Raw genomic sequence first — 20,205 nt, forward strand, 5'->3', positions numbered from 1 at the left:
CAGCAGGCATGCGTTTTTCAGCTTCGGTTTGTCAATCCTGCAGCACGCCGCCGGCGTCTTCCAGCGCTTCGCGAGTGTCGACATCGACGGACGCCCCTGCCCCGATCTCGACATCGATGACATCGAGCCCTTCGGTCTCAACCAGATGGCGTGCACCGGTATCACCTTCCAGATGGGCGATCGCCGGAAACAGGGAGCGCGGCAAGAGCACCGGGTTGCCGCGCTTGCCGTCGTGCGAGGCGCGGACCACCGAATTGCCGCCGGCCTTGCGGAACGCATCGATCAACCGGTCGAGATCGTTCGACGAGACACCCGGCATGTCGCCGAGAACGATCATCACACCGGCGGCGTCTTCGGGCAGATAGGCAATGCCGGCTTTCAGCGACGTGGACAGGCCGTCGGTGAAATCGGGATTGTCGGCGAAGGTCACATCCAGCCCCGCCAACGCCGCGTGCACCCGCTCGCGCTGGTGGCCGGTGACGACAATCGTGCCCGAGGCCTTCGAGCCGAGCGCGCGCTCGGCGGTGCGGCGCACCAAAGGCTTGCCATCGAACAGCGCCAAGAGCTTGTTCGGCCCGCCCATGCGGCTCGACCGGCCAGCCGCCAGAAGGACGATGCCGACCTTGAGCTGGCTTTTGGGTGGCAGCGGTTCACGCGGCTGCGGCCGGGTCGGGATTTCCATCAACAGCCCGCCGACGCCCATGCCGGCGATATCCTTGGCGGTCACGTCAAGGCCAGCGATCAACCGGTCCAGCACCCAGTCGAAGCCGTTCTCCTTGGGACTGCGGGCGCAACCGGGCGCACCGATGACGCGCTTGCCACCGAGCGTGCCGAGCACCAGCAAATTGCCGGGATCGACCGGCATGCCCGCGCGGATAACAGTACCACCCGCCCTCTCGATCGCCGCCGGAACGACATCGGCGAAATCACTCATCGCCGAGGCGCCGAAGATCACCACCATGTCGTTGTCGCGCGCCAGCGAAGCCGCGGCCTCCGCCACCGGCGCGATCTCATGCGGCGTGCGGCGCTCCGCTGTCAGCCTGCCGCCGGAGCGCGCCAGCCGCGCTTCGGTGACGCGCAGCGTCTTGTCCAGAACGCTCGGCTTGATGCCCGGCAGAACGGTCTGGATGACGCCGACACGCACCGGCTGATAAGCATTGACGGCAAATATCTCGCCGCCGGCGCAGATTTTCTTGACCGCATCGACCAGCGCAGAGCTGACCGCGAAAGGAATGATCTTCACCGTCGCGACCATCTGGCCCTTCTCGACTGGTGAATGCTGGGCCAGCGTGGCGATGGTGATGGCGGGATCGACGGCGTTGATGGCGTCGATCATCGCGGCATTGACGGTGAAGATACCCGCTGACCCGGCATGGAGATTGACCCGCCCGGTCGCGGCCGACCGGGCGTCGATGCCGCGAAAGGCCATGCTCTCGGCTATTTCCTGCGCGGCGGCGTCCTCGCCGAGGTCGTCGGCAGCCAGCACGGCCGCAACCACCTGCGAAATGCCGGCGGCCCGCAGCAGTGCCACGTCTTCGGCGTTCAGCCTGTGCGCCTTGCGAAAGCGCCGCTCTCCGGCGGTGGTGGCATGCGCCAGCACTGCACCTTCGGCCGCTTCGATCGGGATCGGGCCGAATTTCACGCCGCCACGCCCGTAGAGCGCCGCGCGTCCTTTTGGACGCGCAAAGGACGCTCTACTATTTTGAATCTACGCATCGTGCTTCTCCAAAATCGATTGCGATTTTGGAGCCGATGCGGCGGCTTCCAAGCCGCGCGAGCGGAAGGCATGAACGACCTGCGCCAGCACCGCGACAGCGATCTCGGCAGGGCTGGCAGCACCAATGTCAAGCCCGATCGGCGCGTGGATGCGGGCGATCTGGTCGGCGCTCGCGCCCAGCGCCAGCAATCGTTCGACGCGCTTGGCGTGGGTTTTGCGGCTACCGAGCGCGCCGACATAGAAGCACCTGGCGTCGAGCGCTGCCTTCAGCGCAAAATCATCGACCTTCGGATCGTGGGTGACCGCGGCAAGTGCCGTGTAGCTGTCGAGCGGCTGGCGTTTCAGCACATCCTCGGGCCATTCGGCATGCAGGGCGACATCGGGAAAGCGGTCTGATGTGGCGAAGGCGGTGCGCGGATCAATGATCTCCAGGGGATAGCCGGCGATCCTGGCCATCGGCGCCAGCGCCTGGCTGATGTGCACGGCGCCGATCACCACCAGCCGCGGCTGCGGCAGATGCGCGTTGAGAAAGAAGGTCCGCCCCTCGGCCTCGACCGAACCGGAATTGCCGGTGCGGAACGCCTTGGCGATCGCAGCGCCGAGATCGCCGGCAACCGGATCGCCTTCGCGCACGATACGGTCGCGGCCGTCACCGAGATCGGTGACAAGGATCGCCGCGCGGCGGGCGCGGCGTTCGGCGTTCAACGTTTTAAGCGCATATGGGTCCATAAAAAGTCAGCCCAATCTTTCAACATAGACCTTGATACGGCCACCGCAGGACAGACCGACCTGCCAGGCGGTTTCGTCGGCAACACCGAACTCCAGCATTCTGGCCTTGCCTGTGTCGATCACATCGATCGCTTCGGTGACCACCGCGCCTTCGACGCAGCCGCCCGAGACGGAGCCGTGGAAATTGCCGTCGGCGTCGATGACCAGATGGCTGCCCACGGGGCGAGGCGCCGATCCCCAGGTCTCGACCACCGTGGCGATGGCCACATCCTTGCCGTCCTTCATCCAGCCTTCCGCGATGATCAGCGGGTCGCGGGCCTCATCGAGATAGATGCTGTTTTCCATGATCGCTTCTCTCAGAGTCTGTTTTTCAGAGGGAACTTGTTTTCCCGGGAAAGATATGGTTATGCGGCGTGCCTCGTGCCAGCGTCCAGCCATCGGCGCGGATCGACAGACTGCGCCGATTTCTTGTCTAGCGATGCGCAGAGATCGGCGAGTGCATCGAGATTGTGCACCGAGCGGAATTCGTCGACATGCGGCAGCATCGCCTTGACGCCGCGGGCGCGCGCCTGGAAACCGTCGAAGCGCAGCAACGGGTTCAGCCAGATCAGCCGCCGGCAGGATTTGTGTAGGCGCTCCATTTCCTCCGTCAGGCCGGCGACATCGTCGCGCTCCAGCCCGTCGGTAATCAAAAGCACCACCGCGCCCTGCCCCAACACGCGGCGCGACCACAGCCGGTTGAACTCTGCCAGCGTATCGCCGATGCGGGTGCCGCCCGACCAGTCCTTAACCGCCGCCGAACAGTCGGCAAGTGCTGCATCGGGATCGCGATGGCGCATCTGCCGGGTCAGGTTGGTCAGCCGGGTGCCGAAGACGAAAGTGTGCACGCGCCGGCGCTTTTCAGTCAGCGCATGCAGGAAATGCAGGAAGATGCGCGTGTATTGGCTCATCGAACCGGAAATGTCGGCCAGCACCACCAGCGGCGGGTGAACCTCGCGCGGTGAGCGGAATTTCGGCAGGATCAGTTCGCCGCCGGTGCGCGCGGCCGAACGCATCATGGCGCGCGGATCAATGCGGCGGCCATGCGCATCGGCCTTGAAGCGCCGGGTCCGCACCATGTCAAAGGGCAAGCGCAGCTGCGCAATCGCCTTCCTGGCGTCGGCCATCTCGGCGGCGTTCATCTGGGCAAAGTCCTTGCCGCGCAACACCTCGTTGCCGGAGAAGGTGAAGCGGGCGTCGACCTCGATTTCGGGGATTTCCTGCGTCGGCTGGTTCTTCTGATGGCCCTCGAACATCGCCTGGCTGACGCGGTTCTCCGCGGCGCGCGGCTTCTGCTTCTCCCTGGTGTCGGGCGCCACCGGCGAAAACATCGCCAGCATCTTTTCGATCAGCTCACGCGACTTCCAGAACAGCCGAAAGGCTTCGTCGAAAGTGGCATGATCCTCGTGCCGCGACACCAGCACGGCATGTAGCGTCCAGTAGAAATCGTCGCGCGAACCGATGCCGGCGACGAGCACCGCCTCGATGGCGTCCTTGACCGAGGCCGGTCCGACCCGCATGCCGGCCTTGCGCAAGGTACGGGCGAAATAGACGATGTTGTCGGCGATGCGTCCGTCCGCTGTCGCCTCTTTCGGTTCGGGGCGCGGCATCGCCTACTCCGCCGCCGAAAGCTCGGCCTTCACCTCGTTGAGGATGCGCCGGCCTTCGCCCTGTTCGATCCGAGCAATGTCGTCCTGGTATTTCAACAACACGCCGATGGTGTCGGAGACGGTTTCCGGATCGAGCGCCACCTTGTCGAGTTCCGTCAGCGCCCCGGCCCAGTCGATAGTTTCGGCGACGCCCGGCACCTTGAACAGCTCGATCTGGCGCAGCTTCTGGATGAAGGAGACCACCTCGGCCGAAAGCCGCTGGTTGGCCTGCGGCACCTTTCGGCGCACGATCTCCAGCTCGCGCTCGGCATTGGGATAGTCGACCCAGTGATAGAGACAGCGCCGCTTCAGCGCGTCGTGGATCTCGCGGGTGCGGTTGGTGGTGATGATGACGATCGGCGGTTCTTCCGCCTTGATCGTGCCGAGTTCAGGCACCGTCACCTGGAAATCGGACAGGATTTCGAGCAGGAAGGCTTCGAAGGCTTCGTCTGTGCGATCGAGCTCATCGATCAGGAAGACCGGCGCGGCACCCGTCTTACCGGTCAGCGCATCGAGCACCGGGCGACGAATCAGGTATTTTTCGGAGAAGACGTTGCGCTCCATGTCGGAGCGATCGACCTTGCCGGCCGCCTCCTCCATGCGGATCTCGATCATCTGCGCGGCATAGTTCCACTCGTAGACGGCAGACGAGACGTCAAGACCTTCGTAGCACTGCAAGCGGATCAGCCGACGGCCAAGCGCCTGAGCCAGCACCTTGGCGATCTCGGTCTTGCCAACACCGGCTTCACCTTCCAGGAACAGCGGCCGCTTCATGCGCAGCGACAGGAACAGCACGGTTGCCAATGACCGGTCCGCCACATAGTCCGCGCCGGTCAGGAGATCGAGCGTCTCGTCGATCGTCCGCGGCGCGGCGCGCGGTTTCAGCTCGTTCATTCTTTCTCCGTGAACGCCGGCGCTCCGCTGTCCAGAACGTGGTAGCCGCGGGCGTGGTAGATCAGCGGCCGCAAATTATCGCCGATGCGCAGGCCTGTCACCTTGCCAAAAAGCACACGATGCGTGGCCAGATCCTTGGTGTCGATCAGTTCGCAGTCAAACACCGCGAGCGCGCCCTTCAGCGTCGGCGCGCCGGTTGAAATCACGTCCCATTCGCCGAGCGCGAAACGCTCCTCGACCGGCAGGCCGGTGATGCCGGAAAATCCGACCGAGAGCGGTTCCTGGTGCGAAGCCAGCGTGTTCAGGGCAAATCTGCCGTTTTTCACGAACGGCTCATTCTTGGGGTTTTCACTGTTGAGGCAGACCAGAATCGTCGGCGGCGTGTCCGAAACCGAACAGGCCGCGATCACCGTCGCGCCGCGCTTGCCCGCCGGCCCATCGGTGGTGACCACATGGACGTGGCCGGCAAAATGGCTCATCGCGTCGCGATAGGCCTGCGGCCCAATGTCATTCTTCTTCAGCACGGGAAATTGTCCATAGCCAGAACCCTACCGCTATATATGGCCACATACGACATGCCACAAGCGAAGTGCTTGGCCCATATCGCGAAATTCGCGTGTTGCACCAAGGCCGGCCAGCCTTTAGGTCTTGGCGGAGTTGGCGCCTGCGGGATGTCGCCAGCTTGGAGGGATTCTTCACCAGGATGCGCCCCAGGGTAACGATATCTGTCGCACTGGCCTGGCTGTTCATGGCCAGCGTCGCCAGCGGCCAGACGCTGCTGGTTGGCGTGGCCACGCCTTTGTCCGGACCATCAGCCATCCTCGGCAAGCAGATCGACGCCGGCACCGGTCTCGCAGCCGAAGCGAATGGCATCGAACTCAAAACCGTCGATGACGCCTGCACCGCCGATGGCGGCGCCGCTGCGGCCAGGGAATTGGTGGCGGCCAAGGTCAACATCGTGGTCGGCTTCCTCTGCACCGACGCGATCGAGGCGGCGATGCCGATCCTGAAAGACGCCAACATTCCGGTCATCACCGTTGGCGTGCGAACCGAAAGCCTGACCGACCGGCGCGCCAAGACCGGCTGGCCGGTCTATCGTCTCGGGCCACGCGGCGACGATGAGCGCAATGCGGTCGCCTCCAACCTCACCCATCTGTGGCAGAACGAATTGTTCGCCGTCATCGATGACGGCACCATCTACGGCCGCGAAATCGCCGAGACGCTTCGCGCAGCGGCCGAGCAGGCGGCGCTGAAGCCGGTTTTCGTCGACACGTTCCGGCCGCAGCTCGACAACCAGATCGGCCTGGTCGGCCGGCTGAAGAAGGCCGGCGCGACGCATGTCTTTGCCGGTGGCGACGGCGACGACATCGCCATTATGGGCCGTGACGCGGCGCAACTCTCTGCCGGTCTCGTGTTCGCCGGCGGGGAAAATCTGCGCACACCGCCCGGCGATGTGCCCTATGCGACGGGCACGCTGATGGTCGCGCCGCCGGAATGGGCCGATGTCGCCGATCCAAAAGTGCTGGAAAGCTTCTCCGCACAGAAGATCGTGCCGGACGGCTACACGTTGCCGGCCTATGCGGCGGTCGAGATCGCCAAGGCAGCGTCAGGCTTGTTCGAAACTTCGGGCAAGCCGCTGGCCGACGCGCTGACCGGGCATGATTTCACCACGGCAATCGGGCCGATCCGCTTCGACGCGAAAGGCGACCTCAGCCAGAGCCCCTACCGCGTCTTCCGCTTCGACGGCACGCGTTTTGCGCCTTTGGAAAGCAACTGATGTTTCGCACCGGCCCGCGCAATCTGATCACCGACGTTGCCGGCCTGCGCGTCGGCAACGCTTCCGACGCCAGGCTGAAGTCGGGCGTCACGACCATCCTTTGCGACGGGCCGGCGGTGGCCGGCGTCCAGATCCTGGGCGGTGCGCCGGGCACCCGCGAGACCGATCTGCTCGAACCGCACAATTCGGTCGAGGCGGTCCATGCCGTGGTGCTTTCAGGCGGTTCTGCTTTCGGCCTCGATGCGGCATCCGGCGTGCAGGCGGCGCTGCGCGAGCACGGCATCGGACTCGAAGTCGGTGGCTTTCGCGTGCCGATCGTGCCGGCGGCGATCCTGTTCGACCTGCGCAATGGCGGCGACAAGGATTGGGGCCGTTATCCACCCTATCGCGACCTTGGCTATGAAGCCGTACAAGCCGCCAGCACCGATTTCCAGCTCGGCACGATCGGCGCCGGCACCGGCGCGCTCACCTCGGGGTTGAAGGGCGGCCTCGGCTCGGCCTCGACGCTGCTCGACAATGGCATCACCATCGGCGCGCTGGCGGCCGTTAACCCGACTGGCTCGGTGACCATCAGCCAAACCCGGCATTTCTGGGCGGCGCCATTCGAAATCGGCGACGAATTCGGCGGACTTGGCTATCCCTCGCCGATGCCGGACGACGCGAAACGGATCCTGTTGAAATACCGCGACAAGCGTGTCGGCGGACAGATGGAGACCGGTGGCAACACCACCATCGCCGTCATTGCCACGGATGCGGTTCTCACCAAGGCCGCCGCAAAACGACTGGCGATATCAGCGCATGACGGGTTCGTGCGTGCCATCTGGCCGACGCACACGCCGGCCGATGGCGACCTGGTGTTTGCGCTGGCGACAGGCACGAGTGGTGTCGAGCTTTTGGCCGACGCGGCAATCGATCTTTATGCCGCGGCCGGTGCCACCATGGCGCGCGCGATCAGTCGCGGCGTGTTTGCCGCGACGCCTGCCGATGACGACTTGTTTCCGGTATGGTCGTCGCGCTTGGGGTGAAGCAGCCGATCAGACCGGATCGGACTTTTCTTCCTCGAAGGTCACCGCGACATCGGAATTCGCCGACAGCCACACCTTCTTGCCATCGACCTCGGCAACCAGAGCCAGGGAAATGTAATGGTGATGGCCTTTGTGAGCGCCCTCGCCGCTGTCGACCTTGGTCAGCTTGATCCGCTTCCCGTCGACCTTGTCGACGGTACCGATATGCACGCCATCGGCGCCGACGACTTCCATATGCTCACGAATTTTGCTGGTGTCGGTCATGGTGGTTCTCCTTTGGGATTGCCGACAATAACAAATGAGGGGCCGATTGGATGCATCGGCTTTCGGACTGCACGACGTTTTGATTCCGTCGTGCTAATGCATGTCGCCCAAAAGTGGTCCCGGTTTTGGGAGAACGACATGCATAGAAAGAAAGATCTAAAGCGCGTCGCCTGAATCCGCTCAAACGCGACGCGCTTTAGGGGATTGAAACGATCACGGCTGCCGGAGTGAAAACCGATGCGACTGCTCTTCCTGTTTGTCGTTTCCCTGCTTGCACAGTCTGCGACGTCGATCGCCCATGCCGGCGATGTCGCCGAACTCGAAATCCTCGGCTTCACCAAGGACGGCAGCGTCTTCGCCTTCGAGGAATATGGCGTCCAGGACGGCTCGGGATTCCCTTATGCCAACCGCTATTATATCGACACGAACGACGACAGCTTTCTCATGGGAACGCCGATCAGGGTCCGGATCGACGATGAGAATGCCACGCTCGAAGCGGCCCGCCTCGAGGCCCGGCAGAAAGGCGAAGCGATCGTCAAACAGGCTGAGTTGACTGCGAACAAGGGCATCACCGCGGGCTTCAACCCGGTGACCGAACTTTCGGCCGATCCGCATCGGATGGCGGTCAACCCACGCCCGATCTTTTCGCCGGTCGACCAGCCGCTTGAATTCCGGCTCGACGAGATCGGCATGAACAACACCGAAGGCTGCGAGAGCCAGGGCGAGATCAACGGCTTCCGGTTGCTGCGCATCGAGGCGCAGGATGGCGGCACGACCAAGCTGCTGCAAGAGGACAAATCGATCCCCAAGAGCCGGGGGTGCCCGAACGGCTACCGGATCGGCGCGGTGCAGACATTTTCAATGGACAGTCTCAGCTTCTATGCGGTGCTGATCAGCGTGCGCCAATACGGCTTCGAGGGGCCGAACTTTCGCTGGATCGCAGTGACCGGCCGCCTGTGACACTGCTTGTTCAACCCGCTGGGCGCAATCGTGCCCTGAGCCGCATTCGCCGCGCCCTACCGACGCCGCGTACAGCGCTTTTCGGCGCCTTGTTGTGGGCCGCGACGATGGGCGCCAGCGCGCTCGTCAACCTGCTGTTGGATGACTGGGAGACGCCTGAAAAAATCCGCACCGTGTCGCTGCTCTATGCCTGCGGCGGAGCACTCGCCTTTCCGTTTGGCCTGTTCGCGGCGCGGCTGGTCTCGCTCGGAAGGCGCTGGGAGGTTGCCTTCGCGGCGGCGTTCGTGTGTCTGCTCGGCGCGACGATCGGCCTGACCGGCGGGCTGTTTGCCCTGCAATACCGCTCCTACTACGCCGAGTGGCATGCCCCGGCTTTCACCCACACCTGGGCCCTCCAGTTCGTCTTCACAATGTTGATTGCGCTCTACCAGTTCGTGGTGCTGGGCATCCGGCTTTATTTTCCGCTCGGTTTCGTCGCCTTGTTTGCCGCGAGCGTCTGGTTTGCGCGGCAGCAGCGTTGAGCATTTTGCCCGCCTCTGGTAGGACGCGGGCAAACTCCTCGACAAATCAGGACTGACCGATGATCCCTCGTTATTCCCGGCCGGAAATGGTCGCCATCTGGTCGCCCGAAACCCGGTTCCGCATCTGGTTCGAGATAGAAGCCTATGCGTGCGACGCGCTGGCCGAACTCGGTGTTATCCCCAAGGAAGCGGCAAAAACCATCTGGGAAAAGGGCGGCGCGGCAAAATTCGATGTTGAGGCGATCGACGAGATCGAGCGCGTCACCAAGCATGACGTCATCGCCTTCCTCACCCATCTTGCTGAATTCGTCGGACCCGACGCCCGCTTCATCCACCAGGGCATGACCTCGTCGGACGTTCTCGACACCTGCTTTGCCGTGCAGCTTACCCGGGCCAGCGACATCCTTCTCGCCGACATTGACGGCCTGCTTGCGGCACTCAAGCGGCGTGCCTTCGAGCACAAGGACACCGTCACCATCGGCCGCAGCCATGGCATCCATGCCGAGCCGACGACCTTCGGCATCAAGCTGGCGCAGGCCTATGCCGAGTTCTCGCGTTGCCGCGAGCGGCTGGTGCACGCGCGGGAAGACATCGCCACCTGCGCCATTTCGGGCGCGGTCGGGACCTTCGCCAACATCGACCCCTATGTCGAGGAACATGTGGCGGCAAAGCTCGGCCTGAAGCCGGAGCCGGTGTCGACGCAAGTGATCCCGCGCGACCGCCACGCCATGTTCTTCGCCACGCTTGGCGTCATCGCCTCGTCGATCGAACGGCTGGCGATCGAGATCAGGCATCTGCAGCGCACCGAAGTGCTGGAGGCGGAAGAGTATTTTTCGCCGGGCCAAAAAGGCTCGTCGGCGATGCCGCACAAGCGCAATCCGGTGCTGACCGAAAACCTCACCGGCCTTGCTCGCATGGTGCGGTCCATGGCGCTGCCGGCGATGGAGAATGTGGCGCTCTGGCACGAGCGCGATATTTCGCATTCGTCGGTCGAGCGCATGATCGGCCCGGACGCCACCGTGACGCTCGATTTCGCTTTGTCGCGGCTGACCAGCGTCGTCGACAAGCTGCTCGTCTATCCCGACAACATGCTGAAGAACATGAACAAGTTCCGCGGTCTCGTGCATTCGCAGCGCGTCATGCTGGCGCTGACGCAGGCCGGCCTGTCGCGTGAAGATTCCTACCGGCTGGTGCAGCGCAACGCCATGAAGGTGTGGGAACAAGGCGCTGATTTTCTTGAGGAATTGTTGGCCGACAAGGAAGTGACCGCCGCCCTGCCCGAAGCCGAGATCCGCGAGAAATTCGACCTCGGCTATCACACCAAGCATGTCGACACGATCTTCAAGCGGGTGTTCGGGTAAGCCTGAGCAGTCCGATATAAAAAGAGGCCCGGCTCGGCCGTTGGCCGCGGGCCTCTCTTTGGTATTCCAGAAAACCTGATCAGGCCTTGCCGGGAACGGTGTTGATCACAGTCCCCCACGGGTCTTCGCGGGTTACTGGGCTGGTCACGTTGTCCGACCGCATCTCGACCCAGGCCAGACCGGACCGGCTCGGATCGCGGCGCCCGGCGCCGGGGCTGCGCCAGGCATTGGCGCCGATATGGTGGTGATAGCCGCCGGACGACAGGAACACGGCCTGGCCGCCATATTTCGCCACCGTGTCGAAGCCGAATTCCTGGTTCCACCACGCTTCGGCGTCTTCCGGCCTGCCGACGCGCAGGTGGACATGGCCGACAATGCTGTTTTCCGGCGCGCCCTGCCAGCCCGCATCACCCGCCGGCACTTCGGCAACCACAGACGGAATGTTCAGCCGTTCGGTCGCCATGGCAATCTTGTCGCCATGCCACTTCCAGTCCTGCGGACGGCGGTCGGCGTAGATTTCGATGCCGTTGCCTTCGGGATCGGTCAGATAGAGCGCTTCGCTGACCAGATGGTCCGAAGCACCCTCGATGGCGATCTTGCTGGCGATGGCGTGGTTGATCCAGCGGCCGAGATCGGCGCGGCTGGGCAGCAGGAAAGCGGTGTGGAACAGGCCGGCGCTTTGCGGATCATCCGGCTTTGCCGCCGCATCCGCCTCGATGACCAGCAACGGACGGTTGGCGGCACCGAGCGTGATCGCGCCATCGGCGCGGCTCAACTCCTGCAGACCGACGACGCTGCGATAATAGGCGGCAAGACTTTCGGCGTCGCGCGCCTTCAGCCCGACGCGGGCAACGCTGACCGGGGTGGTGGCGGCAAAAGGCAATTCGCTCATTAAATGCTCCGTTCGGCCGGCCCGCGGTGAAACTCCCAAGGCAAAGAGCCTCCGTGCCGCCAATGATTTTACGCCGTGCGGGGGTTCCCGCACACAGCTGTTTCTCTTCCTCACGACAAATCGTCCATCGGCATCGTTCACACAAGACTTGAAGAAGCGAACATCGTGTTCACCATTGTGATGAAGAGCGCGGTTCATGGCCGTTGCACGAAGCGACGCCGCTCGCTATTTCAGCGCCATGAAGGTCAAAGACGCAGATATTCTCATCGTGCCGGGCTACACCAATTCCGGCCCCGACCATTGGCAGAGCCGCTGGCAGTCGAAGCTGTCGACGGCGCGCCGCGTCGAGCAAGCGGAGTGGTCTAAACCGGTGCGCGAGGACTGGACGGCGAGCGTGGCCAAGGCGGTCAACGAGGCCGAGCGGCCGGTTGTCATCGTTGCGCACTCGCTTGGTGTCGCCGCCGCAGTGCAGGCCATGCAGCAGTTCCAGAAGCCGGTCGCCGGCGCCTTCTTCGTCGCTCCGCCCGATGTCGCCAACCCCAAGATCAAGCCCCGGCACCTGATGACCTTCGGCCCCTATCCGCGCGAGCCGTTGCCCTTTCCTTCGATCGTGATCGCCAGCCGCAACGACCCGTTCTGCGCCTTCGATGTCGCCGAGGACATTGCTGGCGCCTGGGGCTCGCTGTTCATCGACGCCGGCGAGACCGGTCACCTCAACGCGGATTCGGGCTTTGGTCCGTGGCCCGAAGGCTCGATGACCTTCGCCAAGTTCCTGACCGACCTGAAACCCTGAGCTTCCTCAGAGACCGCTTGGAAATTATACTCTTGCGGCCATCTGATGGCGTTTTCTGTGCTTCCGGTGCCCGCGGACCTGATGTCCGCTCCGCTCCGGTTCTCAAAACCACCACCATATGACTCGCCAGAGCGAATTTCGAAACAGTCTCTCAGGCGCCGATCGAATCCCTGACGCTCTTCAACAGTGTTTTTGCGCCGAGCCCGATCAGCGCGTGTTCCGAGCCCATGGCCAGCAGCCGGTAGCCCATCGAGACGACGCGGCCGGCAATTGCCGGCTCGACAACATAGATCGCGGCATGTTTTCCAGCCTTGCGGGTGCGTTCGGCGACCGACGCCACAGTTTCCATCATGCTTTCCAGCGTCGAATTGATGGTCGCGCCGTTGCTCCAGGCGATCGAGAAATCCGACGGGCCGAGGAAGATGCCGTCGATGCCCGGCGTGTCGAGGATGCCGTCGAGCGCGTCGAGTGCCGCGCGGGTCTCGACCATGGCGAAGGCCATCGTGCGCTGATTGGTGTCGCGCAACCATTCAGCCTGGTCGCCCTTGCCGTGACGCGGAAACGCATAGGTCGGGCCCCAGGAGCGCTCGCCAAGCGGCGGATACTTCATGGCGGCGGCGAACAGTTTTGCATCGGCCACCGAATTCACCATCGGCGCAATGACAGCCTCGGCGCCGAAATCGAGTGCGCGGCTTGCCATGTCGAAGCGGCCGACCGGAATGCGCACCAGCGCCGGCTTGTTTGCAGCGAGCACCGGCACCAGCCCGCGCAACACGCTGTCCTCATGATGGCCGCCATGCTGCATGTCGAGGGTGACGGCATCGAAGCCCTGCTTGGCGACGATCTCGACGGTCAAGGCATCCGGCACGCCGGACCATGCGGTGAACAGCGTTTCATCGGCGGCAAGGCGGGACTTCAGGGACATCTAATCTTTTCCTTGTTAACGTCAGCAGTTTCAGCCGGAAACCGCTGCAAAGGCAAAGAAAAACCGCCCGGATAGGTCGGGCGGTCGATTGGTCCAGCGTGTGGTCGGATCAGGTGTTCTTGATCTGCTCGATGGCCTGCGCCATCAACTCGTCCATGGTGCGGCGGATCTGGTGGTCCGACTGGTCGACACCGGCGGCGTCGAAATCCTTGCGGATCTTGCGGAATACGTCGTGATCGCCGGCTTCCTCGATATCGGCGACGACCACTTGCTTGGCATAGGCGTCGGCATCGGCGCCCGACTTTCCAAGCTTTTCGGCGGCCCACAGACCGAGCTCCTTGTTGCGGCGCGCCGCGGCCTTGAACCGAAGTTCCTCGTCGAATACGAATTTGCGTTCAAAGCCCTCTTCGCGATCCTTCATGCTGCTCATGGCATCCCTCCGATGGAAATCGATTCGCTGGTGATGACGTATATGTGTTGACGAAGCACAAACCAAAAGGTCGCGAGCCGGTCAATACGCTTCGTTGCATGCTGCGCTGCGGCATTTCAGTCCCGAAAGCGGTTGATTGGAAGGAATTGCCGATTGAGCAAACGATGTGATTGGGATAGACCCGGCATTGAACCCTACCGTAGCCGCACTATTTCAGGCAGACGGACAGGAAATGGTCGCTTGCCGCCTGCCCGGAACTCCAGAGAAAAAATCAGATGAAAAATCGCCGCCGCATTTATGAAGGCAAGGCCAAGATCCTCTATGAGGGACCCGAGCCGGGTACGCTCATCCAGTTCTTCAAGGACGACGCAACCGCGTTCAACAAGAAGAAACATGAAGTCGTCGATGGCAAGGGCGTGCTCAACAACCGCATTTCCGAGCACATCTTCAACCATCTCAACCGGATGGGCATCCCGACCCACTTCATCCGCCGGCTCAACATGCGCGAGCAGCTGATCAAGGAAGTCGAGATCATTCCGCTCGAAGTGGTGGTCCGCAATGTCGCCGCCGGTTCGCTGTCCAAGCGCCTCGGCATCGAGGAAGGCACCGTTTTGCCGCGCTCGATCATCGAATTCTATTACAAGGCCGACGCGCTTGACGATCCGATGGTGTCGGAAGAGCACATCACGGCGTTCGGCTGGGCGAGCCCGCAGGAGATCGACGACGTCATGGCACTTGCCATTCGCGTCAACGACTTCCTCTCCGGCCTGTTCATGGGCGTCGGCATCCAGCTCGTCGATTTCAAGATCGAATGCGGCCGCCTGTTCGAAGGCGACATGATGCGCATCGTCGTTGCCGATGAGATTTCGCCGGATTCCTGCCGCCTGTGGGACGTGGCGACGCATGACAAGCTCGACAAGGACCGTTTCCGCCGCGATATGGGCGGTCTCGTCGAAGCCTATCAGGAAGTTGCCCGCCGCCTCGGCATCATGAACGAGAACGAGCCGCCGCGCCCCACCGGCCCGGTGCTTGTCGCCTCCACCGAAGGCGTCAAAGGCAAGCCGCACTGATAGCGGCTTGCGACCCGATATTTGAGAACAGGAGCATGTCCAGCGTGATCAAGGCCCGCATTACCGTCACCCTCAAGAACGGCGTGCTCGACCCGCAAGGCAAGGCGATCGAACACGCGCTGTCCGGACTGGGTTTCGGCGGCGTCGGCGCGGTGCGGCAGGGCAAGGTGTTCGACGTCGAACTGGCCGAGAGCGACAAGGCCAAGGCCGAGGCCGATCTGAAAGCCATGTGCGACAAGCTGCTGGCGAATACGGTGATTGAGAATTATAGTGTGACGCTGGTGTGATGCTGATAGCGCCCGCCGGTTGGCGGGCGGTGATCCGGTCTAGATCGGGCGTGGGCTCTGCGGCCTGCGAAACCAAAGATAGTAGATCGCGACGGCGCCTGCGATAATCATGAGCAGTTTGTAGAACATTCGTTTGACATCACCGCCGTCGAAAACCTTGTCGATCCCCTCGGGACTGGCCGGATTTCGCAACACCTCGATCTCGGTGCCGACCGACGTCGGCATTTTCACATAGAAATCTCCGGTCACCTCAAACGAATATTCGCCACCTCCCGGAGGGCGATAGGTGAGCTTTGCGGTTGGAATTTTCGTAATGCGCCAGGCACCCTCGCCCGGCGCCGGGGTCGAAGGAACTGTCACGGCAACTGAAGTGCAATCGGCGCGGGACCGCTCTACCCAGCCGCGCCTGACTTTCACTTCCAGCACACATTGCATGCCGGTCTCGACCACGTTCGCCTTTTGCCGCTCCCAGGTGAAAGTGTGAATGAACCGGACGACAGCCGGCTTCATCGACCATGCGCCGAAATAAAACATCGCAGCCGCTAGCACCGTCATCGCAACCTTGAATACGATTCGCCCGCTCGTCTGGCGTCGTTGAGCCAATTCTATGACTCGCAGCTGCATTTCCCGGGTCCGCGGATCGTCAGAAAGCTGGCTCGGATCGCGCCCGTCGGCGATCGCGCGTCGCAGAACCAACTGCACCAATATGCTTATCCAGCCAGCAAACACGACTATCAGCAGGCGGCCATGCAGCCTGTAGAAAGTGGTATCGTGGCTGGCAATGCAGGCGTTCGCGAGATCGATCCGCGACACTCCGTGATGGCCACCCCTGTCCCAAGTGCCTTTTCCAAAAAAAAGAGGCAGAAGGAAAAATATCGTCAGGCCCACTCCGAGGAGCAGAAGCTTGCGGTAGACCCTGAAGCTTCTCTTGTAGCTGAAGACATCAACTGTGTTCGACACGACAAGGCCCGCCGAAATGATCCCCAGGCCAATCGAAAGAGCCGTCGCCACCATCAACAGGCGTGCAAAAGAGACGGCGCAACCACCCAAATCCGTATCGAGAGAGAGCCACGTCGAAAACAACGATCGCATGGATTCCGAAGCATCCCAGAACAACATGAAGGCGAAGGCAGCGAGTGCCGTTACGATAGTGGCGGAAGTCCACATCGCGCGCCGACTGTATTCGCGCGCCCTAATCTTATCGTAATCCACCAGAGCCTCGAGTTGCTGCAGAAACATTTCTTTTGCAGCTGCGATCGTTAACAACGTGGTTTTCTACTGAACAATTCCCCTGGATATCGATCCTCGAGACAGATCGAGACAGATGTATACTTAACCAAGTGCTAAGCACCTGCATTGATTCGCCACCTTGGCACTTGCTTGTCGAGCTCTGTGCCCGTTTGACCGACGTCCGCGACCTCGCTACACACGGCATGCGCAGTCAAAATCGGCCGCGCCTTCGAGACGCCGCCGTCGACACTTGAAAACCGCCTTGTTGCGATGCCGAACGACACACAGATTTCAAAGTTCATGAGCCTGGTCCTGCGACACGCTCCGCACGAAGCGGGACTGTCACTCGACGAAAACGGCTGGGCCGATTTCGACGCGCTCTGCGCGGTGATACAGTCGAAGTTCGGCGCATCGGTCGCCGATATTGCGAGCATCGTCGAAGAGAACCCGAAAAAGCGCTTTGCTATCGACGGCAATCGCATCCGTGCCGTGCAAGGCCACAGCGTCGATGTCGATCTCGGCTTATCGCCATCGGTCCCGCCGGTAACCCTCTACCACGGCACCAAGGAAGAGTTTCTCCCCAGCATTCTGCGCGAGGGCCTGACCAGCCAGTCACGCCAGCATGTTCACTTGTCAAAGGACGTCGAAACGGCTCTGATCGTCGCACGGCGCCGCCACGGGAAAAGTGTTATCTTGCAGGTCGACTCGGCAACCATGACGAAGGACGGAGCGTCATTCTTTCTCTCCGATAACGGCGTCTGGTTGACCAACCACGTTTCACCCCGGTATCTGGTTCAGATGCTCGAACGGGAATTGCCATGAAATCCGCCGTCGTCCTTCTGCCTGGCCTCAATCGCGACCGCGACATGATCGCGGCGCTGACCAAGATTTCGGGAAAACCACCGGTCACCGTCTGGCAGACGGACACCGAAATCCCGGATGTCGACCTGATCGCCATTCCCGGCGGCTTTTCCTTCGGCGACTATCTGCGCTGTGGCGCGATTGCCGCGCGCATGCCGGTCATGCGGGCGGTTGCCGAAAAGGCTGCCAAGGGCGTGATGGTCATCGGCGTCTGCAACGGTTTCCAGATCCTGGTCGAAGCTGGCCTGCTGCCAGGCGCCTTGATGCGCAACACCTCGCTCAAATTCGTCTGCCGGCAGGTCAAGCTGCAGATCACCAACGCCAACACCATGTTCACCCGCCGCTATCAGCCGGGCCAGATCATCCGCACGCCGGTGGCACACCATGACGGCAATTATTTTGCCGACGCCGACACACTTTCCCGCCTCGAAGGCGAAGGCCAGGTGGTGTTCCGCTATGCCGACGGCACCAACCCCAACGGCTCGATCAACGACATTGCCGGCATAATCAACGAACGTGGCAATGTGCTCGGCCTGATGCCACATCCGGAAAACCTGATCGAAGCAGCCCACGGCGGCAGCGACGGCCGCGCGCTGTTCGAAAGTGCCCTCGGCATTGCTGCCTGATATTATCGAACAGCTTGAAAACAGCCGGACATTCCAGCCCATTTTCTTGGGCAAGTCCGCTTCATGGGGAGAGAGACGGTCATGAAACTCTATTCGCGACCGCTGTCGCCCTACTCGTCGATCGTGCGGGCACTGGCCTACATCAAGGATGTGCCGCTCAAGATCATCGCGCCGCCGCCCGGTTTTCCGATCCCGGAAGAGTTTCGCGCCATCTCACCGCTCAACCGGATTCCGGTACTGATCACCGGCTCGGGCGAAACGATCGTCGAATCGGTGGTCATCGCCGAGTATCTCGAGGAACGCTTTCCGGAACCGGCGCTGCTGCCTCCCGATTCCAAGGATCGCGCGCTGGTGCGCATGTTCGCCCGCATCACCGATCTCGACGTGCTGACCCCGACGATGAAGCTTTTCGAGCTTCATTTTGTGCCGAAGCGAAACAATGCCGAGATCGACGCTCAATTCGCCCGCCTGCACCACGGATTGGCGGCGATCGAGGCGCGCATGGCGCAAGGCCCCTTCGCGCTCGGCGACGATATCAGTTTCGCCGACGCCTGGCTGACGCCGACGCGGTTCATCTTCAACCAGTTCCGGGCCATGACGGGACGCCACGACCTGCTCGACGCCTATCCCAAATTCGATGCCTATCAACAGATCGCCTCGCAGCATCCGGCATTGTCGCGGGTGTGGGGCGAAATGACCGACGGCTTGAAGATTTTTCTGTCCGAACTTGAGATGGGTGCCGCTTGATCAACAGCAAGACGATCGCGCTGGTTGCCGCGGCAGGCTTCGCCCTGGCATCCTGCCAATCGAGCCCGAAGAGCACGCCAGTCCCCACGGGCAAAAGTGCCGCGTTGCTGGCCATGGAACAAGTGGCGATCGCCGCCCACAAATGCTGGATCGCCAGCAAGGATCCGGCCTTCAAGCAGTATCAGATGGCCAACGAGCTGAATTCGTTCAGCGGCACGCCGCGCTTCCTGCTGGTGCCGGCCAAGCATTATGGTGGCAAACCGTTGCTGGTCGTGCAGGCGCAAGGCAATTCGAGCCGCGTCGACGTGTTCGGACCGCTCATGAACGACCCGCTCGGTGCGCGCATCGGCTCCGACATCGCCCGTTGGCAGGCGGGCAATCCCTCCTGCGCGGCGGCTGCATAGGGCAATGGGCCGGTTCCTGCAGATCGCGGGTCTGGTCATCGGTCTGGCCGGGCTTTTCCTGCAGTTCTGCATCAGCATTCCGGCGTCGATGGAAGCTGGCCGCAGCCTGCTCGGTTCCGTCGTCTTCCTTTTCAGCTTCTTCACCATCCTGACCAACATCGGCGCGGTGCTCGTCCACACCTCGCTGCTGTCGCCCACCGGCTATGCGTGGCTGCCTGCCTTCGCGGGATTCCGGATACGCGCGGGCATCGCCGTTTCGATCACTCTGGTCTTCATCGTCTATGCAACGGTGCTGTCGCAGTTGTGGCACCCACAGGGCCTGTTCCTGCTCTGCGACGTCCTGCTGCACTATGCGACGCCGGTGCTGTTCGTGCTGTGGTGGCTGGTCGCAGGCGCCGACGGCAGGACGCGGTGGAGCGACATTTCCTGGTGGATGCTCTATCCCGTGGCCTATCTGATCTATGCGCTGGCGCGGGCGCCGTTTGCCGGCGAGGTGCCCTACCCCTTCCTCGATGTCGCCAAGAACGGCGCAGCCAGCGTCGCCATCTCAGCGGCGGCCGTCACTGGACTTTTTCTCGTGCTGTGCGTGGTTGCCGTCCTTGCGGATCGCGGCGTTTCACGCATCAGGGCATCAAGCGTCCGTTAGGCGATGCGCCATTTTTGGGATCACGGTCAATCCCAGAACGGCCTGATACCCTCGCGGTGGGCATCGCAGCGCGAGACGCCGATGTCCTTGAGCTGATCATCGGTCATTTCCAGCAGCACCAGCCGGCTGCGCCGACGCTCCAGCAGATGGTCGATCCATTTCGCCAGCGACCTGACCACATGCACCAGCCGGCCGGCAAAGCCGCGCCGGCCCGATGGGCGTGTCGATTGGCCTGACAACTCGGCTCTCGAAGGGCGGATTGTAGCGATTGTATTCATTTTCTTTCTACCAGAATTCTCAATTGCACCCTTTTTGGCGCAGGGCTGATATGTATTGACTCACAATTCGGTGCAATATA

The 20,205-nt window shown here is 62.2% G+C and carries 26 protein-coding genes; 13 read left to right on the forward strand and 13 right to left on the reverse strand.

Annotation, left to right across the window (positions count from 1 at the left end; genetic code table 11):
• Positions 1 to 31: 31 nt before the first annotated feature.
• From B5V02_RS01545 to B5V02_RS01570, 6 genes are all read right to left on the reverse strand, one after another.
• Positions 32 to 1,642 carry an NTP transferase domain-containing protein gene (locus B5V02_RS01545; RefSeq protein ID WP_111542495.1) on the reverse strand — a complete coding sequence of 537 codons (1,611 nt, stop codon included), beginning with the start codon at positions 1,640 to 1,642 and terminating at the stop codon, positions 32 to 34.
• 66 nt (positions 1,643 to 1,708) lie between these two features.
• A complete protein-coding gene (locus B5V02_RS01550) occupies positions 1,709 to 2,446 on the reverse strand; it encodes an XdhC family protein (RefSeq protein ID WP_111542496.1) in 738 nt (245 codons plus the stop codon).
• 6 nt (positions 2,447 to 2,452) lie between these two features.
• Positions 2,453 to 2,791, reverse strand: coding sequence for an XdhC family protein (locus B5V02_RS01555; protein WP_095085542.1), 339 nt, complete (start codon positions 2,789 to 2,791; stop codon positions 2,453 to 2,455).
• A 59-nt stretch (positions 2,792 to 2,850) separates the two neighbouring features.
• Entirely contained in the window at positions 2,851 to 4,095 is a 1,245-nt protein-coding gene (locus B5V02_RS01560) for a vWA domain-containing protein (RefSeq protein ID WP_111542497.1), read from the reverse strand.
• A gap of 3 nt (positions 4,096 to 4,098) precedes the next feature.
• Positions 4,099 to 5,028 carry an AAA family ATPase gene (locus B5V02_RS01565; protein ID WP_095085532.1) on the reverse strand — a complete coding sequence of 310 codons (930 nt, stop codon included), beginning with the start codon at positions 5,026 to 5,028 and terminating at the stop codon, positions 4,099 to 4,101.
• A complete protein-coding gene (locus tag B5V02_RS01570) occupies positions 5,025 to 5,552 on the reverse strand; it encodes a flavin reductase (protein ID WP_111542498.1) in 528 nt (175 codons plus the stop codon). Before B5V02_RS01570 ends, B5V02_RS01565 begins: the two co-directional genes overlap by 4 nt.
• A 179-nt stretch (positions 5,553 to 5,731) precedes the next feature.
• Between B5V02_RS01570 and B5V02_RS01575 the strand changes: the two genes are divergently transcribed.
• Positions 5,732 to 6,805, forward strand: coding sequence for a branched-chain amino acid ABC transporter substrate-binding protein (locus B5V02_RS01575; RefSeq protein WP_111542499.1), 1,074 nt, complete (start codon positions 5,732 to 5,734; stop codon positions 6,803 to 6,805).
• Entirely contained in the window at positions 6,805 to 7,830 is a 1,026-nt protein-coding gene (locus B5V02_RS01580) for a P1 family peptidase (RefSeq protein WP_111542500.1), read from the forward strand. The genes B5V02_RS01575 and B5V02_RS01580 overlap by 1 nt, the downstream gene beginning before the upstream one ends.
• Before the next feature lie 9 nt (positions 7,831 to 7,839).
• On the opposite strand, the gene B5V02_RS01585 is transcribed toward B5V02_RS01580, so the two are convergent.
• Positions 7,840 to 8,094: a DUF2171 domain-containing protein gene (locus B5V02_RS01585; RefSeq protein WP_111542501.1), complete on the reverse strand. Its 255-nt coding sequence runs from the start codon at positions 8,092 to 8,094 to the stop codon at positions 7,840 to 7,842.
• 237 nt (positions 8,095 to 8,331) lie between these two features.
• Between B5V02_RS01585 and B5V02_RS01595 the strand changes: the two genes are divergently transcribed.
• The 3 genes from B5V02_RS01595 (at position 8,332) to purB (ending at position 10,936) form a co-directional block, all read left to right on the forward strand.
• Entirely contained in the window at positions 8,332 to 9,054 is a 723-nt protein-coding gene (locus tag B5V02_RS01595; protein WP_111542502.1) for a DUF2259 domain-containing protein, read from the forward strand.
• Positions 9,055 to 9,161: 107 nt separating this feature from the next.
• Complete coding sequence (locus B5V02_RS01600; RefSeq protein WP_111542503.1) at positions 9,162 to 9,575, forward strand: hypothetical protein; 414 nt, start codon at positions 9,162 to 9,164, stop codon at positions 9,573 to 9,575.
• A 59-nt stretch (positions 9,576 to 9,634) separates the two neighbouring features.
• Positions 9,635 to 10,936 (forward strand): adenylosuccinate lyase, encoded by a 1,302-nt coding sequence (purB, locus tag B5V02_RS01605; protein WP_111542504.1) that lies wholly within the window; start codon positions 9,635 to 9,637, stop codon positions 10,934 to 10,936.
• 79 nt (positions 10,937 to 11,015) lie between these two features.
• Here purB and B5V02_RS01610 read toward each other — a convergent pair whose 3' ends face one another.
• Positions 11,016 to 11,828 (reverse strand): VOC family protein, encoded by an 813-nt coding sequence (locus tag B5V02_RS01610; RefSeq protein WP_111542505.1) that lies wholly within the window; start codon positions 11,826 to 11,828, stop codon positions 11,016 to 11,018.
• A 238-nt stretch (positions 11,829 to 12,066) separates the two neighbouring features.
• Between B5V02_RS01610 and B5V02_RS01615 the strand changes: the two genes are divergently transcribed.
• Positions 12,067 to 12,621, forward strand: a complete 555-nt coding sequence (locus B5V02_RS01615) for an RBBP9/YdeN family alpha/beta hydrolase (RefSeq protein ID WP_111542588.1) — start codon at positions 12,067 to 12,069, stop codon at positions 12,619 to 12,621.
• Positions 12,622 to 12,772: 151 nt separating this feature from the next.
• Here B5V02_RS01615 and B5V02_RS01620 read toward each other — a convergent pair whose 3' ends face one another.
• Together B5V02_RS01620 and B5V02_RS01625 are read right to left on the reverse strand one after the other, a co-directional pair.
• The gene (locus B5V02_RS01620; protein WP_111542506.1) at positions 12,773 to 13,546 is read right to left on the reverse strand and encodes an HpcH/HpaI aldolase family protein; all 774 of its coding nucleotides are present in this window, start codon (positions 13,544 to 13,546) and stop codon (positions 12,773 to 12,775) included.
• Between the two features lie 109 nt (positions 13,547 to 13,655).
• Positions 13,656 to 13,976 (reverse strand): DUF1476 domain-containing protein, encoded by a 321-nt coding sequence (locus tag B5V02_RS01625; protein ID WP_111542507.1) that lies wholly within the window; start codon positions 13,974 to 13,976, stop codon positions 13,656 to 13,658.
• Between the two features lie 275 nt (positions 13,977 to 14,251).
• Here B5V02_RS01625 and purC point away from each other — a divergent pair, with 275 nt between their 5' ends.
• Positions 14,252 to 15,046, forward strand: a complete 795-nt coding sequence (purC, locus tag B5V02_RS01630) for a phosphoribosylaminoimidazolesuccinocarboxamide synthase (RefSeq protein ID WP_111542508.1) — start codon at positions 14,252 to 14,254, stop codon at positions 15,044 to 15,046.
• Positions 15,047 to 15,090: 44 nt separating this feature from the next.
• Entirely contained in the window at positions 15,091 to 15,333 is a 243-nt protein-coding gene (purS, locus tag B5V02_RS01635) for a phosphoribosylformylglycinamidine synthase subunit PurS (RefSeq protein ID WP_111542589.1), read from the forward strand.
• Positions 15,334 to 15,372: 39 nt separating this feature from the next.
• On the opposite strand, the gene B5V02_RS01640 is transcribed toward purS, so the two are convergent.
• Together B5V02_RS01640 and B5V02_RS40375 are read right to left on the reverse strand one after the other, a co-directional pair.
• Positions 15,373 to 16,599: a hypothetical protein gene (locus B5V02_RS01640; protein WP_146605998.1), complete on the reverse strand. Its 1,227-nt coding sequence runs from the start codon at positions 16,597 to 16,599 to the stop codon at positions 15,373 to 15,375.
• A 77-nt stretch (positions 16,600 to 16,676) separates the two neighbouring features.
• On the reverse strand, positions 16,677 to 16,865 hold the full coding sequence (locus B5V02_RS40375; RefSeq protein ID WP_167458320.1) for a hypothetical protein: 189 nt from the start codon (positions 16,863 to 16,865) through the stop codon (positions 16,677 to 16,679).
• On the opposite strand from B5V02_RS40375, the gene B5V02_RS01645 reads away from it, so the two are divergent.
• From B5V02_RS01645 to B5V02_RS01665, 5 genes are all read left to right on the forward strand, one after another.
• Complete coding sequence (locus tag B5V02_RS01645) at positions 16,834 to 17,385, forward strand: RNA 2'-phosphotransferase (RefSeq protein ID WP_111542510.1); 552 nt, start codon at positions 16,834 to 16,836, stop codon at positions 17,383 to 17,385. The genes B5V02_RS40375 and B5V02_RS01645 overlap by 32 nt on opposite strands.
• Entirely contained in the window at positions 17,382 to 18,050 is a 669-nt protein-coding gene (purQ, locus tag B5V02_RS01650) for a phosphoribosylformylglycinamidine synthase subunit PurQ (RefSeq protein ID WP_111542511.1), read from the forward strand. The genes B5V02_RS01645 and purQ overlap by 4 nt, the downstream gene beginning before the upstream one ends.
• An 81-nt stretch (positions 18,051 to 18,131) precedes the next feature.
• Positions 18,132 to 18,797 carry a glutathione S-transferase family protein gene (locus tag B5V02_RS01655; protein WP_111542512.1) on the forward strand — a complete coding sequence of 222 codons (666 nt, stop codon included), beginning with the start codon at positions 18,132 to 18,134 and terminating at the stop codon, positions 18,795 to 18,797.
• The gene (locus B5V02_RS01660) at positions 18,794 to 19,201 is read left to right on the forward strand and encodes a hypothetical protein (protein ID WP_111542513.1); all 408 of its coding nucleotides are present in this window, start codon (positions 18,794 to 18,796) and stop codon (positions 19,199 to 19,201) included. The genes B5V02_RS01655 and B5V02_RS01660 overlap by 4 nt, the downstream gene beginning before the upstream one ends.
• A 4-nt stretch (positions 19,202 to 19,205) precedes the next feature.
• Complete coding sequence (locus tag B5V02_RS01665; protein WP_111542514.1) at positions 19,206 to 19,847, forward strand: Pr6Pr family membrane protein; 642 nt, start codon at positions 19,206 to 19,208, stop codon at positions 19,845 to 19,847.
• A 26-nt stretch (positions 19,848 to 19,873) separates the two neighbouring features.
• Here the strand turns inward: B5V02_RS01665 and B5V02_RS01670 are convergent, their stop codons facing one another.
• A complete protein-coding gene (locus B5V02_RS01670) occupies positions 19,874 to 20,125 on the reverse strand; it encodes a DUF1127 domain-containing protein (RefSeq protein ID WP_111542515.1) in 252 nt (83 codons plus the stop codon).
• Positions 20,126 to 20,205 lie beyond the last annotated feature (80 nt).

Source organism: Mesorhizobium kowhaii, from assembly GCF_003253745.1.
GTDB classification, from domain to species: Bacteria; Pseudomonadota; Alphaproteobacteria; order Rhizobiales; family Rhizobiaceae; genus Mesorhizobium; species Mesorhizobium kowhaii.

What these genes read in the sequence shown, in the direction of transcription:
- B5V02_RS01550 (WP_111542496.1), bottom strand. Translation starts at nt 2,446, where the DNA reads ATGGACCCATATGCGCTTAAAACGTTGAACGCCGAACGCCGCGCCCGC.
- B5V02_RS01555 (WP_095085542.1), bottom strand. Translation starts at nt 2,791, where the DNA reads ATGGAAAACAGCATCTATCTCGATGAGGCCCGCGACCCGCTGATCATC.
- B5V02_RS01560 (WP_111542497.1), bottom strand. Translation starts at nt 4,095, where the DNA reads ATGCCGCGCCCCGAACCGAAAGAGGCGACAGCGGACGGACGCATCGCC.
- B5V02_RS01565 (WP_095085532.1), bottom strand. Translation starts at nt 5,028, where the DNA reads ATGAACGAGCTGAAACCGCGCGCCGCGCCGCGGACGATCGACGAGACG.
- B5V02_RS01575 (WP_111542499.1), top strand. Translation starts at nt 5,732, where the DNA reads ATGCGCCCCAGGGTAACGATATCTGTCGCACTGGCCTGGCTGTTCATG.
- B5V02_RS01580 (WP_111542500.1), top strand. Translation starts at nt 6,805, where the DNA reads ATGTTTCGCACCGGCCCGCGCAATCTGATCACCGACGTTGCCGGCCTG.
- B5V02_RS01585 (WP_111542501.1), bottom strand. Translation starts at nt 8,094, where the DNA reads ATGACCGACACCAGCAAAATTCGTGAGCATATGGAAGTCGTCGGCGCC.
- B5V02_RS01595 (WP_111542502.1), top strand. Translation starts at nt 8,332, where the DNA reads ATGCGACTGCTCTTCCTGTTTGTCGTTTCCCTGCTTGCACAGTCTGCG.
- B5V02_RS01600 (WP_111542503.1), top strand. Translation starts at nt 9,162, where the DNA reads ATGGGCGCCAGCGCGCTCGTCAACCTGCTGTTGGATGACTGGGAGACG.
- purB (WP_111542504.1), top strand. Translation starts at nt 9,635, where the DNA reads ATGATCCCTCGTTATTCCCGGCCGGAAATGGTCGCCATCTGGTCGCCC.
- B5V02_RS01610 (WP_111542505.1), bottom strand. Translation starts at nt 11,828, where the DNA reads ATGAGCGAATTGCCTTTTGCCGCCACCACCCCGGTCAGCGTTGCCCGC.
- B5V02_RS01615 (WP_111542588.1), top strand. Translation starts at nt 12,067, where the DNA reads ATGAAGGTCAAAGACGCAGATATTCTCATCGTGCCGGGCTACACCAAT.
- B5V02_RS01620 (WP_111542506.1), bottom strand. Translation starts at nt 13,546, where the DNA reads ATGTCCCTGAAGTCCCGCCTTGCCGCCGATGAAACGCTGTTCACCGCA.
- B5V02_RS01625 (WP_111542507.1), bottom strand. Translation starts at nt 13,976, where the DNA reads ATGAGCAGCATGAAGGATCGCGAAGAGGGCTTTGAACGCAAATTCGTA.
- purC (WP_111542508.1), top strand. Translation starts at nt 14,252, where the DNA reads ATGAAAAATCGCCGCCGCATTTATGAAGGCAAGGCCAAGATCCTCTAT.
- B5V02_RS01645 (WP_111542510.1), top strand. Translation starts at nt 16,834, where the DNA reads ATGCCGAACGACACACAGATTTCAAAGTTCATGAGCCTGGTCCTGCGA.
- B5V02_RS40375 (WP_167458320.1), bottom strand. Translation starts at nt 16,865, where the DNA reads ATGAACTTTGAAATCTGTGTGTCGTTCGGCATCGCAACAAGGCGGTTT.
- purQ (WP_111542511.1), top strand. Translation starts at nt 17,382, where the DNA reads ATGAAATCCGCCGTCGTCCTTCTGCCTGGCCTCAATCGCGACCGCGAC.
- B5V02_RS01655 (WP_111542512.1), top strand. Translation starts at nt 18,132, where the DNA reads ATGAAACTCTATTCGCGACCGCTGTCGCCCTACTCGTCGATCGTGCGG.
- B5V02_RS01665 (WP_111542514.1), top strand. Translation starts at nt 19,206, where the DNA reads ATGGGCCGGTTCCTGCAGATCGCGGGTCTGGTCATCGGTCTGGCCGGG.
- B5V02_RS01670 (WP_111542515.1), bottom strand. Translation starts at nt 20,125, where the DNA reads ATGAATACAATCGCTACAATCCGCCCTTCGAGAGCCGAGTTGTCAGGC.